11 protein-coding genes are annotated in these 12,885 nt (G+C 70.1%); 2 read left to right on the forward strand and 9 right to left on the reverse strand.

Annotated elements, in window-relative coordinates; genetic code table 11:
* Positions 1 to 28: 28 nt before the first annotated feature.
* The 6 genes from ACLJRM_RS24695 to ACLJRM_RS24720 all read right to left on the reverse strand — a co-directional run bounded on the left by ACLJRM_RS24695 (position 29) and on the right by ACLJRM_RS24720 (position 7,363).
* A complete protein-coding gene (locus ACLJRM_RS24695; protein ID WP_101611829.1) occupies positions 29 to 541 on the reverse strand; it encodes a YbaB/EbfC family nucleoid-associated protein in 513 nt (170 codons plus the stop codon).
* Complete coding sequence (locus tag ACLJRM_RS24700; RefSeq protein WP_101611830.1) at positions 538 to 867, reverse strand: type VII secretion target; 330 nt, start codon at positions 865 to 867, stop codon at positions 538 to 540. Before ACLJRM_RS24700 ends, ACLJRM_RS24695 begins: the two co-directional genes overlap by 4 nt.
* A complete protein-coding gene (locus tag ACLJRM_RS24705; RefSeq protein ID WP_410664403.1) occupies positions 864 to 2,885 on the reverse strand; it encodes a hypothetical protein in 2,022 nt (673 codons plus the stop codon). Before ACLJRM_RS24705 ends, ACLJRM_RS24700 begins: the two co-directional genes overlap by 4 nt.
* Positions 2,886 to 2,896: 11 nt before the next feature.
* Positions 2,897 to 3,310 (reverse strand): hypothetical protein, encoded by a 414-nt coding sequence (locus tag ACLJRM_RS24710; RefSeq protein WP_410664404.1) that lies wholly within the window; start codon positions 3,308 to 3,310, stop codon positions 2,897 to 2,899.
* Between the two features lie 31 nt (positions 3,311 to 3,341).
* Positions 3,342 to 4,193 carry an ESX secretion-associated protein EspG gene (locus ACLJRM_RS24715; protein WP_101611831.1) on the reverse strand — a complete coding sequence of 284 codons (852 nt, stop codon included), beginning with the start codon at positions 4,191 to 4,193 and terminating at the stop codon, positions 3,342 to 3,344.
* Positions 4,194 to 4,405: 212 nt separating this feature from the next.
* Positions 4,406 to 7,363 (reverse strand): helix-turn-helix transcriptional regulator, encoded by a 2,958-nt coding sequence (locus tag ACLJRM_RS24720; RefSeq protein ID WP_410664405.1) that lies wholly within the window; start codon positions 7,361 to 7,363, stop codon positions 4,406 to 4,408.
* Positions 7,364 to 7,835: 472 nt separating this feature from the next.
* Between ACLJRM_RS24720 and ACLJRM_RS24725 the strand changes: the two genes are divergently transcribed.
* Entirely contained in the window at positions 7,836 to 8,930 is a 1,095-nt protein-coding gene (locus tag ACLJRM_RS24725) for a S1 family peptidase (RefSeq protein ID WP_410664406.1), read from the forward strand.
* Positions 8,931 to 9,042: 112 nt separating this feature from the next.
* Here ACLJRM_RS24725 and ACLJRM_RS24730 read toward each other — a convergent pair whose 3' ends face one another.
* Together ACLJRM_RS24730 and ACLJRM_RS24735 are read right to left on the reverse strand one after the other, a co-directional pair.
* Complete coding sequence (locus ACLJRM_RS24730) at positions 9,043 to 9,447, reverse strand: SsgA family sporulation/cell division regulator (protein ID WP_101613663.1); 405 nt, start codon at positions 9,445 to 9,447, stop codon at positions 9,043 to 9,045.
* A 205-nt stretch (positions 9,448 to 9,652) separates the two neighbouring features.
* Positions 9,653 to 10,126, reverse strand: a complete 474-nt coding sequence (locus ACLJRM_RS24735; protein ID WP_101613664.1) for an Lrp/AsnC family transcriptional regulator — start codon at positions 10,124 to 10,126, stop codon at positions 9,653 to 9,655.
* 212 nt (positions 10,127 to 10,338) lie between these two features.
* On the opposite strand from ACLJRM_RS24735, the gene ACLJRM_RS24740 reads away from it, so the two are divergent.
* Positions 10,339 to 11,376, forward strand: coding sequence for a beta-ketoacyl-ACP synthase III (locus ACLJRM_RS24740; protein WP_168214466.1), 1,038 nt, complete (start codon positions 10,339 to 10,341; stop codon positions 11,374 to 11,376).
* Here ACLJRM_RS24740 and ACLJRM_RS24745 read toward each other — a convergent pair.
* The gene (locus tag ACLJRM_RS24745; RefSeq protein WP_101611834.1) at positions 11,363 to 12,847 is read right to left on the reverse strand and encodes an adenylate/guanylate cyclase domain-containing protein; all 1,485 of its coding nucleotides are present in this window, start codon (positions 12,845 to 12,847) and stop codon (positions 11,363 to 11,365) included. The genes ACLJRM_RS24740 and ACLJRM_RS24745 overlap by 14 nt on opposite strands.
* Positions 12,848 to 12,885: the final 38 nt, after the last annotated feature.

Raw genomic sequence — 12,885 nt, forward strand, 5'->3', positions numbered from 1 at the left:
CCTTCTTCGATGTTCAGGAACGACGTGCTCACCAGGGTGAGTTGCCCTCGTCGTCCGGTGCTTCATGGCGCTTGTCACGAGGCGCCTGCGGGGTGTCGGAGGACGGAGCCGGGGGAGCGTCGTCCGCCGGAGGCTCTTCCTCTTCGATTTCGGGGAAGCGGCTGCGCAGGGTGCCGATCATCAGCGACCGGGTCTCCTGGTCCTCGTCGCCGAGCGTCTCCTGCATGACCTCGGCGACCTGACCCGAGATCCCGGCCTGCGCCCGGTGCATGGTCGTGAGGATCTGCCGCGACAGCTCCTCCAGCGGGTACGTCCTCGCCTTGGTCCCGAATTCGAGGCCCGTCACGCCGCCGTCCGCCCCGACGGTCACCTTGACGGCACCGTCGGAGCTGGACGCGGTCAGCCGCAACTGCTCGGTCCGCTCCTGGGCGGCCGCGTAGCGCTGTGCCTTGTCTTCGAGCCCTTGGGCCCACTGGTCCATCTTGCGTTGTGCCTCGTCGGGATCCCGGATGAGATCCCCGAGTTCGTTCGGGCGGGTCACTTCTTTCCTCCGATGTCCAAGGCCTTGAAGTCGGCGTTGAACGGTTCCGCGTTGTTCTTGTCGCCTTCCACATAGGACTTCGCGGCGGTGCGGACGTTGTCCGCCGTCGTCCGGATCCCTTCCGCGGCGGACTTGATCGCCTCCGCCGCGCGTTCGCCGGTCGGGTTGACGATCGGCGGCAGGAACGCGCACAGCAGGCCGTACGCGTCCGCCGACATCGCCGATCCGGTCGCGCCGTGCGCGGTGTCCAACCGGTCCACGAGCCCTTCGAGATGGCTCGCGTGCGCGGTCAGGTCGTCCGGATCGACTTCGAACGAAGCCGTCACTTCCAGTCCTTGTTCTTCCAGTCACCGATCACCGGCGGCGCGACGATCTCGTCGGCGGCGAAGAAGGACGGGTCGTCGGATTCGAGGTAGTCGGCGGCCTTGTGCTCCTTGTCGTCCTCGCCCTTCCCCTTGCCACCGGGCGCCATGCCGCCACCCATCGGGCCCATGCCACCGGGGGTGCCCGGCTTGCCGGAACCGGAACCGGAACCGGCCGCACGGGCCGCGGCCGCCTCGGCGTCCATCGCGCCCGCGGCGCCGCCCATACCGAGCGCGCCCGTCGACCTTCCGGCGCCGCCGAGACCGCCGGCGCCCGAGCCGCCCGCACCGGAGCCACCCGCGCCGGTACCGCCGCCGAAGCCGCCGGTACCACCGATTCCGCTACCGCCCGTGCCTCCACCCGGGATGTTCGGCATGCCGAACTTGGGCGAGGTGTACGGCGTGGGCTTGACCGACGAGGGGTCCGGGAACGTCGGCCCGCCGAGCCGCTCGCCGATGCCACCCGGTCGCGGCATGGGCGGGATCTTCGGCATGACCGGTCCCGGTCCGCCGCCGGGGATGTTCGGCATCCCGATGTTCGGCGGGTTGTACGGGAGACCGCCGCCGGGGCGCGGGCCACCGGACTCGGGGATGGGGATGTTCGGCGGGTTGAACGACGGGGGCGTCACCGACGGCGGCGTGTAGCCCGTGGTGTGCGTGCCCTCGTCGATCTTCGGCATGTTCGGCGGCTGATAAGTCGCCGCCGGGGCACGGTAGCTCTCGCCACCGCCCGGCCCGTTCGGGATGTTGATGTTGGGCATGGCCGGGTTCGAGCCGGGGCCGCCACCGGGACCGCCGCCAGGGCCGCCACCGGGGAAACCGCCGCCGCTGAAGCCGCCGCCACCGGGGCCACCGCCGGGACCGCCACCGCCCGGGCCGCCGTTCGGCGAGCTGAAGGGCGACACGGTGCCGGGCCCGCCACCGGGACCGCCCTGCGGCGACCCGTCGATCGAAGCGGCGATGCCGTCCGGGCGCGTGCGGTCCGAGTCCGCGTTGAAGGGGCTGGGGCTCTGCGTGCCGTCCGCGCCTTCGGGCGACATGCGGTCGCGAAGGGAGGCTGGCGAAGCGCCACCGCCGCCGGACATCGGAGTGCCCCGCAGCTGCCTGGTCGCCTGCGCCGTCGGCAGCTTCGGCGGGGGCGGGAACGCCGGGGTGGCGATCGCCGAACCGACCGTGCTGTCGAACTCGGTCATCACCTTCGCGGCCTGGTCGCGCGCGTCCTGCTGCTTCTTGAAGGTCTCGAGATCCTTGCCGAGCTGCGACATGTACTGCTGCGGGTCTTTGATCGTCTGCAGGTTGGCGTTGGCCTCCTGCACGCTGAACGCCACCGGCGGATTCGCCTTCATCAGCTTCTGCGTCTCGTTCAGCGTCTGCGAGTGGATCTGCTGCTGACGACCGGTCAGCGTCGCGCCGTTCGCGGTCGAGCCGAGCCACTTGCCGACCCCGGCGAGGTGCTCGCGGGCCGCGTCGCCGCCTTCGCCCTGCCAGTTGCCCGTGCTCGCGTTGATCGCCTTCGCCAGGTTGCGCTGGTGCGAGGCCAGGTCGTTGCCCGCCCGCACCCACTCCTCGGAGGTCTCGCCCACCGCGGCCGGATCCGCGTTGCCCGCGATCACGGTCTGCATCTGCTCGTGGGTGGCGTTGCTCCAGACCGTGGACGGCGGCTCGCCGGGCTTGCGGATCTCCAGATCCTTGTCGAGACCGTCGCGCGCCTTCTCCAGCTGCCCCTCGTACATCTTCTGGGTGAACTGGTCCTTGAAGCCGTTGAGCGCCGTGTCACCCCAGCCGAGGAGATTGAAGATGACGTTGGTCCCCGCCGCCGCCCCGGCCCGGATCTCGTCACCGGAGGCGGCCTCGTCCGCCAGCGGCCCGACGTAATAAGCGGACGACGAATCGGCCGTGACGTCGTAGTGCGGGTCGAGCTTGTTGTAGTCGGGCGAGGTGGGGTCGGAGACCTTCGCGGTCTTCTCCGCGGCTTCGGTCACGGGTCTCTCCTCTAGATCTCGGTGTCGATCCGCGTCAGGTTGCGCTGGTTCTCGTCATCGCGTTCGCGGTAGTTCTTCTTGGCGAGTTCGATCGCCTCGACGTAGGTCGGGAACTCGGCGCGAGCGGCTTGGAGCTGCGTGAGCAGGCCCTGCGCGTCGTTCGCGGTGCCTTGCATGTGCTGGGAGACCCAGCGCGCGGTCGCGGTGTCGCTCATCGGCGGCGACTTCTGCAGCTTGGTCAGCGCGCTCCAGCGCTCTTCGAGGCTGTCGATCACACCTTGGAGTGACCGGATCATCTCCTGGCCGGTGGTCTCGTCGACGGCGAACCCGCCCTGCACCGCCATGCGCTTCAGCTGCGCGCCTGCGAGCATCTTCATCGGCTGCCACGCGGCCGTCGGCTGCAGTTCTTTTGCTTCCTCAGTCAACGGAGGATCCTCTCGCCGGGTTCAGGAGGGGTCAGTAGATGTCAGCGATGGCTTCCCGGATCGAGTTCGCCACGCCCGCCTGACTGGCCGGGTCGTAGTGACCGATCACGGCGCCCGAGGCTTCGTCGGTCTCGGTCCAGACTAAGTACCGGCCGTCTTCGGTGTCGAGCCAGCTCAACGGCGTCGACCGGAGCCGCTCGCCGCGGCGGCCGATCCCGCTCACGATGATGTGCCCGCCGCCGAGACGGGTTCCGGACAGCACCTTCTCCAGGACCTCGAGGTCGCTCTCGTCGTTGCGCGGGGCCGGCGCCTCGGTCCTGGCGCGGACGACGCCGGTGAACTGGAGGTTGCCGAACGCGTCGGTCTCCTCCTCGTCGAACTCGGCTTCGGCCTGGCGTCGCGCGGTCATCGCCGAGACGGCGCGCTCCTCCTTCTGCACGATCGTGCGGCGGCCGGTCGACGCGGGCCGCATCCGGGGCAGGACCCCGGAGAGGACCTCGACCAGCTCTTCGTCCGAGAAGAGCGCGAACTGCAGGAGGTCGTCGCCGTGGGCCTGCGTGATGCCGAGCGCCTGCCTGCCGTCGGTGAGGGTGAGGACGGCGATGTCCTGGCCGATGCCGTCGATGCCGTTGATCGAAACGGTGATCCGGTGGTTCGAGAGCAGCTCGAACGCGGTGCGGATGGCCGGGCTCAGCTCGCCGTTGATCGACAGGCGGCGCTGCTCGAGATCGGTGTAGACCCGCCGGATGACCGCGGCGTACCGCTCCGGGTCGATCGAAGTGTTCTGGACGCGCAAGGGAAACAACCGGACATCGACGCCCAGCGCCTGCCCGACCACAGTCGCCTCTACCGTCCCCAGCGCGAAATCGGCTCGTTCAGCCATGCTTCTGCGCTACTCCCTCACGGGGGTCGGACCCCGTCCCGATCGGCTGACCTGCATAGAGGGGGCCGACTTTGTTAATGGCCAAAACAAACTAGCACAGCGCATGACTGTACGGAACCATACGAACACCGCTGAACCCGATGGAATGGATCACCATGCCCGATCGGGCACTTTTCTTGCCCCTAAAGGAATAACGGCCGCTCAGCGGGCCGCTACCGGTCGACCGTCGCCGGTGCGTAAGTCGTCATCCGGCGGGCCACATCGGTCCGCGAACGGGCGCCGAGTTTCCGTAGGACTTTCGCCACATGCTGTTCCACCGTACGCGGGGAAAGGAACAGTCCGTCCGCTATCTCCCGATTCGTGCGCCCGTCGGAAAGCATCTTCGCGACCTCGAGTTCACGGGGCGAAAGCTCCTGGCCGTAGCCGCGCCGCCCGCGCTGCGAGGGCGCCCACGCGCCGTGCTCCCGCAGCAGGTGGCGGCACCGGCCTGCGTCCCTGGTCGCGCCGAGCCGCTCGTAGGCCTCCGCGGCCGCCGCGAGCTCCTCGATCGCGGGGCGGCTGCCCGCGCCGAGCCGGTCCGCAGTGAGCCGGTCCGCGGTGAGACGGCCCGCGTTGAGACGGCACAGTGCCGCCCGCTCCCGGGCGCCGATGGCCTGGTACGGCATCGGCAGCGCCTCGTAGCCCGCCGCCGCCTCGTCGAAAACCGTTGCCGCGGCGGGGTGTTTGCCGCGCGCGTCGAGCAGGATCGCCCGGCCGGCGAGCAGCGCGGCCCGGGAGACCGGCGAGTCCTTGCCCTCGACGCCGCGGGCGAACTCCTCGACCACGGCGTCCGCCTCCGACCAGCGCCCGGCCCGCGTGTAGGCCTCGGCCGCGGCGGGGACCAGCCCCGCCGCCCACACCCAGACACCCTTGCGCCGGGCCGCCGCGACGGCGTTGTCGGCCGCCGCGCACGCTCCGTCGACGTCTTCCGTCGCGAGGAGCACCCGGATGAGGACTCCCGCCGCCGAAAGGACGACGGGGATGGGGCCGTGCTCCGGGGCGTGCACGCTCGCCGCGGTCAGATGGCGTTGCGCGGCGGCGAATTCCCCGCGCACGGCGGCCAGCCCGCCGAGGACGAGCGAGGACTCCATGACGATCGGGCCAAGGTCGGGATAGCCGTCGCGGAGCTGTTCGGTGGTCTCCGCGAGCCCGGACCAGTTGCCGCGAACCCAGTCCAGCCGGACCCGGGTGCCCTGGGCGAGCCCGGCGGCGTAGAGCGCGCCGGCGTCGGTCGCGCGGCGGATCCCTTCGGTGACCAGCTTTTCGGCCCTGGTCAGATGCCCTGCCCAGGACTGCGCGTCGGCGAGGTTGCACCACAGCCGCGCGAGCTGGACGCGTTCGGCGACGCCGCTGCCCTGGTCCGGGAGCCGGGTGAACTCGGCCCAGGCCGCCCCGTCGCCGATGTGCGCCTGGGTGGAGATCCGGTCGCCGAGGAGCGCGAGCCGCAGTTCCGGGTCTTCGATCCGGTCGAAGACCTCGCGGGCGCGCTCCATCCAGACCTCGTGCCAGGACAGCGGGGTCAGCCCGTCGATCGGCTGAGCGAGCAGGTTGATCCCGCGGGCGGCCAGTTCCGGCTCGTCGACCAGTTCGGTGATCGCCTTTTCCACCTCGACCCGGCCGCGGCCGAGCCGCCCGATCGTGCGGACCAGCAGCATCCCGAGGCTGAGCCGGATCGTCCCGCGCACGCTCGGGCGCAGTTCGGTGAGGTCTTCGAGGATCCGCTCCAGCGTCTCGATGACGTCGGGGCGGAATCCGCGCAGCGCGACCTGGCTGAGTTTCGTGGCCAGCCGGGCGATGTCGTCCTCGCCGAGGCCGGCCTCGGCCAGGACCGACTGGAGCAGATCGATCGCGCGTGAGGTGTCGCCGTGGGCGATGGCCTCGTCGGCGGCGGCTTCGGCGTAGTGGCGCCACTGCTCCGTCCGCCCCGCCGCGCGCGAGTGGTTCGCGAGCTGGGTCAGCGGGGGGACCGGCTGGGTGGCGAGCACCTGGATGGCGCGTGAATGCAGCAGGGTCCGCTCCGGACCGCTGACGGTGTCGTAGACGGCCTTGCGGGCCAAGGGATGCCGGAAGCCGTAGCGGTCGCCGCCGAGTTCGCCGAGGACCCCGCCATCCAAAGTGGACAGAAGGGCCGAGCGGAGCGCGTCACCGGAGAGACAGGCGAGTTCGCCGATCACCGAGGGTTCGGACGGGACGGCGAGCACCGCCGCCGCGCAGGCCAGCCGGACCGCGGGTTCGGGCAGCCCTTCGAGCCGTTCGGTGATGGCTTCGCGCAGGGAGATCGGGACTTCGAGGCTTTCCAGCAGCCGGTCGGAAAGCACTTCGCCGATCGGCAGCCGTCCGGCGGCGTCCCGCAGCGCCCGCAGGGTCTCCTCGACCACGAACGGGATCCCGGCGGTGCTCTCGTGGAGTTTCGCGGTGAACGGCGCGGAAACCCGCGGCAGGTCCAGCAGCTCTTCGGCCAGCTTCCCGACGGCCTCGACGTCGAGCGGACCCAGCGTCACGCGGGCGGTCTGGACGTTCGGCGGGGTGCGGAACGGGATGCCCGCGCTTCCGTGCCTCGACGGCGAGCCGGTCCGGTACGCGGCGACGACGGCCAGTTCGGCGGGCATGGCGGCGGCGAGGAACCGCATCAGGTCACGAGTGCCCTCGTCGGCCCACTGGAGGTCGTCGATCAGGACGAGCGCGGGCCCGCAGGCGATCAGGAGTTCCCGGACGGCGCGGAACTGGCGGTGCCGTTCTGCGCACGGGTCGGTGAGTGGTTCCGGTTGGGGTGGAAGGCTTTCCGCGAGTTCGGGCAGCAAGGGTCTCAGCACCCCGGCGACCGGGCTGAGCGGGCCGAGCGGCCGGTCGCCCGCCGACCGCAGCGCCTCGAGCACCGGACCGAACGGGAACGGCTCGCGCATCGGCTGACAGGCACCCGAGAGCACCCGGCCCGCCGCGAACTCACGGCGTCCGGCCAACTCTTCGAGCAACCTGCTGCGGCCCATCCCCGGTTCGCCTTCGATCAGCACGGCGGCGGGACGGCGCAGCAGGATCTTCACGATCGCCGAGACCTCGACGTCGCGGCCCACGAGTGCCGTCGATCCGGCGCGGACCGAAACCGAGGTCGGGCGAGGGGTGGCAAGCCACATCATGCGCTCCTCGGTTGGGAGTTCCCGCTGAGCCCGACACGATCTTGTGCGTTGTCCTGCGGAGCCTAAGCACTGCCTACCTGGTCGTAAACCACCCAACACGGACAGCACGGGCACCCCGTTAGGCCGTCCGCGAACGCACCGTCACCGGTTGGCTGACGGATCGTCGGTTGGAAAATCACCAGACCCTCGAAACATCGGCGAAAAACCCGATCCGGCGATTCATCCCACGTTCAGGGGGTGGCCATGACTACGCAAGGTATTCACAGGAATCCCTACTTACGGACGTGTCCGTACGGGTGCCAGCTCTAGGTGACCACCCCTGGAGCATGGGATTCGGTTCCCGAAGAATGGGTATACCTATCCCGCGCCGACCCGGATTGCGGACCTCGTCCCGTTCCAGAACTCTCACCCGTCGGGGGAGGGCTATCGCATGGCGAACCGGAGCCGTGCGTGATGACGAGGGAGAAGCATGAAGATCACGAAGCTCCTCGGTGTGGCCGCCACGGCAGCACTGGCCACCGGTGCGCTCGTCACGGGTACCCCCGCGGCAGCGTCCTCGGACACCCTGCTCAACACCGAGATGGTTCCCGCCCTGCAACGGGACCTCGGCCTGACCGCCGGCCAGGCACTCGCCAGGATCCAGAGCGAGACCGCCGCCGGCGCTCTCGAACAGTCACTCGCCTCGGCGCTCGCCGGCAGCTTCGGCGGCGCGAGCTACAACGAGGCCACCGGCAAGCTCCGCGTCGGTGTCACGGACGCGGCGAAGCTGGGCCAGGTCGCCGCCGGCGGCGCGGAAGCGGAACTGGTGCGCTTCTCGGCCGCCCAGCTCGATTCCACTGTGGACAAACTGAACGCGGGTGAGCGCGCTGCGGACGGCGCGATCACCGGCTGGGGCGTCGACACCAAGACCAACCGCGTGACCCTGAACGTACTGCCGGGCAAGAGCGGCGTCGTCGACTCGTACCTGGAGAAGACGGGCGTCGACAAGACCGCCGTCGCGGTGGTCGAGACCACTTCGGCGCCGACCCTGAAGTACGACGTCCGCGGTGGCGACGCCTACTACATCAACAACTCTTCGCGGTGCTCGATCGGGTTCTCGGTCAGCGGCGGCTTCCTCACCGCCGGGCACTGCGGCCCGGGCACCGTCACCGGCTCCAACCGGGTCGCGATGGGCTCGTTCTCCCGCGTCAGCTTCCCGAGCAACGACTACGCCAGCGTCCGGGTCAACAGCAACTGGACGCCGCGCGGCGTCATCAACAACGGCACCCGCGTGAGCGGCTCGAACGTGGCGGCCACCGGCGCCTCGGTCTGCAAGTCGGGCTCGACCACCGGCTGGACCTGCGGCACCGTCGGCGCCAAGAACCAGACCGTCCGCTACGCCGAAGGCACGGTCTACGGCATGACCGCCACCAACGTGCGCTCCCAGGCGGGCGACTCGGGCGGCTCGTTCATCGCGGGCAACCAGGCCCAGGGCATGCTGTCCGGCGGTAACAGCTCGGTGACGTACTTCTTCCCGGTCCGGCCGGCGTTGTCCGCGACCGGGACCTCCCTGGTCCTCGGCTGACTCCACCCCCGGTCGCCGAGAACCACCGAATAGGACGAAGGGCGGTCCGAGTGCCTCCAGCGCACTCGGGCCGCCCTTCGTCTTCGTACCGCGGGAGCGGTGGTTCGGGTGGTTACACGTTGCTGATCTCTTCGATCAGGGCCTCGACGTCGAAGTACTCGCTCTCGGAGCCCAGCTGGACCAGCTCGAAGGTCGAGCCGAGGAAGGACTCGACGTCTTCACGCTCGAGCTCGAACGACGCATAACCGTCGGGTGACTCGATTTCCAGCGTCAACATGGCCTCGTCCTCGGACAGGTCGGGGCGGACGCGGACGTCGCCGAGCCCGGCGGGGTCGGTGAGACCGGCGGCGAGCAGCTCACGCGCGAAGGTCCACTCGACCCACCGGCCGCGCTCGGTCCGGAACGCCACGGTGACCGCGTACGGCTCCGCCACGTGGAAGGACAGGCGGGAGAGAACGGGCGTGCTGCTGTTGTTCAGCAGAACGAACTGGCTCTGGTGAATTGCGTCGGTGTGCACGGCCACTCCTCGGTGCTCGTGGTTCGCGCGGCGCGAACTTTTCGTCTCGGGGAGGAGATGGCCGGGCACGGGGCGAATGACGCGACTCCGGCCACGTTCACGCTATCGGCTGCACCTGTCCATAGTGGTGTAACGCCGGGCACAGACCCCTTGCGTTCGGGCCGATACCCGTGGTGACGAGGTCGAGGTGTCCTTTTTGGACTGCTCAGGGCTCCAGCGGCAGGGTCAGTCCGGTCTTGACCCGGTCCATCGTCACCGACGTCGTGAAGTGCCGCACGTTCGGGTTGTCGAAGAACATCCGCCGCGTGAACGCCTCGAAGTCCGCCATGTCCCGGCAGGTCACCACGAGCACGAAGTCCGCGTTGCCGGTGACGTAGTAACACTGCTGGACGCTGTCGTCCGCGAGCACCTGCCGCCGGAACCCGTCGAGCACCGCGAGGCTCTCCCGCTCCATCTCGACCATCACCACGAACGTCATCGACAGCCCGAGCGCCTGCGGCGACAGCACCGCCACCTCGCGTTCGATCACCCCGGCCTCGCGCAGCCGCTTGATCCGCCGCTGCACGGCGGCGGCGGAGAGGCCCACCTTCGCGCCGATGCTCTCGGCGATCGTGCGGGCGTCGGACTGCAGGCAGGCCAGGATGGCGACGTCCAGGCGGTCGAGGTCGGGTGTGTGCACCAGGTCAGGCTAACCGGACGACTCGTCCGGGCGCCTGATCTTTGATCGCGCTCACGAGCGGTGTGGATCACGCCACCTCCGGACCCCGTTCCGCCTGCTCGGCCGCAGGTGGCGCCGGTCGAGCACAGTGCGCCGGGGAAAGGTGAGGATTCTTTGAAATGTGACCCGGAACACAACTGACGGGTCTACTGAATGGTAGCGCTTACAAGTGAATGGCAGACCTCTCTTTTTCCCCGCGAAAGGATTTCTTGGTGCCCTCATCTCAGGCGGCCGTTCTCGCCGGTCTCGGCTCTTGGCTGCCTCCGCGCGTGGTGGGCAACGAGGAGATCGCCCAGCGGCTGGACACCTCCGATGAGTGGATCCGCTCGCGGACCGGCATCGCCGAACGCCGCGTCGTCGACCCTGGGACGTCCACTGTGGACCTCGCCGCCGAGGCGGGACGCCGGGCGCTGGCCTCCGCCGGGGAGGACGGCGCGGACGCCGTCGTGCTCGCGACGTCGACGGCCGACCAGCTGTGCCCGGCCAGCGCGCCGCAGGTCGCGACCAAGATCGGGCTGAACGGTGTCGCCGCGTTCGACGTCAACGCCGTGTGCAGCGGGTTCATCTACGGGCTGGCCACCGGCGCCGGGCTGATCGCCGCCGGGATCGCGCGGCGCGTGCTGGTGATCGGGGCGGACGTCTTCACCTCGCTCGTCGACCCGGACGACCGCGGCACGGTGCCGATCTTCGGCGACGGCGCGGGCGCGGTCCTGCTGCGGGCGGGTGAGCCCGGCGAACTCGGCGCGCTCGGCGCCTTCGACCTGCACAGCGAAGGCGAGCTCGCGGAGCTGCTGTGGGTCGAGGCGGGCGGCGCGAAGAACCGCCGCTCGGAAGACCCGCGTGACCACTATCTGGTGATGCAGGGGCAGACCGTCTTCCGCCACGCCTGCGCGCGGATGGCCGAGTCGGCGCGCGCGGTCCTGGATTCCGCCGGGTGGATGGTCGGCGACATCGACCGGTTCATCGGGCACCAGGCGAACATCCGCATCCTGCAGACCTGCGCGAAGCAGCTCGGGCTCGCGGAGGACGTGATGTATTCGAACATCGAGAAGGTGGGCAACACGAGCGCCGCGTCGATCCCGATCGCGCTGGCCGACGCCGTCAAGGACGGGACGCTCCAGCCGGGGAACCGTGTCGTGATGGGCGCCTTCGGGGCCGGTCTGACCTGGGGCTCGACGCTGCTGAGCTGGCCGGACGTCATTCCGGGCTGAGCGGGCTCGCCTCCCAGGCGTGCGTCGGTTCCTGGCGCCCGCGCAGCTCCAGTTCCGCGTACGGCTCCCAGTGCGAGCGCTCGCTCTCCAGCGCTGCCTTGAGCACCGCCTCGCTGGCCAGGATGCGACCGCCCGCGGACTTCGCGTGCTCGGTCAGTCGTGCGGCCTCGTTCACCGCGTCGCCGATGACGGTGTACTCGAACCGGCTGCTCGTCCCGAGCTGACCGGCGAAGACCCGCCCGCTCGCGACCCCGATGCCGAGGTCCAGCTCGCCGGTCTTCTGGACGGCGTCCCGGATCGCCCGCGCGGCCGAAAGGGCCGACGTCGGCGCGTCCGCGAGCCGGGTCGGCGCGCCGAAGACGCAGAGCGCGGCGTCACCCTGGAACTTGTTGAGCAGCCCGCCCCGGGCGCCGACCGCGTTGACCACGCTGGTGAAGAAGCGGTTGAGCATCTTCACCAGCTCCTCGGGCGGCGTGCGGCCGGCCAGGGCCGTCGAATCGACGACGTCGACGAACAGGGCTGTCACCTCGCGCACGTCACCCGAAAGGGAGGCGCCGTACTCGAGCGCGTGCCGGGCGACCTCGTCCCCGACGTGCCTGCCGAACAGGTCCCGCATCCGCTCCTGTTCGCGGAGCCCGGCGGCGAGGTCGTTGACCGAGGTCTGCAGCAGGCCGATCTCACTGGAGTCGTCGACGTCGACCACGATGTCCTTGTTGCCGCGCGCGATCTCGTCGAGCGCGACCCGGAGCCGGTGCAACGGGGTCGCGACGGCCTTCGCGAGCAGGCCCGTCCCGATCGCGCCGACGCCCAGCCCGATCACCGAAAGCATGATCAGGCTCGCGACGTGGTCGCCCTGGCCGAGGTCCGGCGGCGTGGCCACCAGCAGCACGCCGAGGAACGGGACGCCGCTCGCCAGCGACCAGGTGACGATCACCCTGGTCCGCACGGTGACCTTGAGCGTCCCCTTCGGCGGGGTGACCTTGAGCGCGATCGTCATCACCGGCCGCGCGACCCATTCCGCGGCGAGATAGGTCAGGCCGACCGTGGTCAGCCCGCCGAGCCCGATGACCAGCGCCATCCCGAGCGCGTCCATCCAGGACCCGAGCACCCTGGCGAGTGCCCCGAGGACGATCGTGCCGATCAGCCAGAGCGTCCCGCTCACGATCCCCATGTCGACCGGGAGCCGGAGCGCCCGCGCGGCCTCGGCCTTCGTCGGCGGGCGGCCGAAGACGAACCAGACCGCCGTGCGCCGCTGCAGCCACGCCGTCCACAGGGTGCCGACCACCAGCGACAGCGCCACGATCCCGGCCGCGGTGACCCCGAGGATCCAGCCGCGATCGCCGACCTCGCTCGGCAGGCCCTGCAGGAGCAGCAGCAACGCCACCACGCCGGCACCGCACACACTGGACCCGATGCCGAGCGTGGCGAAACCGAGACTGGTCCTGAGCACCAGCCGGAACCGGCTCGACATCGTCTTCCCGCGCACCCGGTGATCGTATGACCTCCGGC

This window comes from Amycolatopsis sp. lyj-84 (assembly GCF_046549075.1).
Taxonomy (GTDB): Bacteria; Actinomycetota; Actinomycetes; order Mycobacteriales; family Pseudonocardiaceae; genus Amycolatopsis.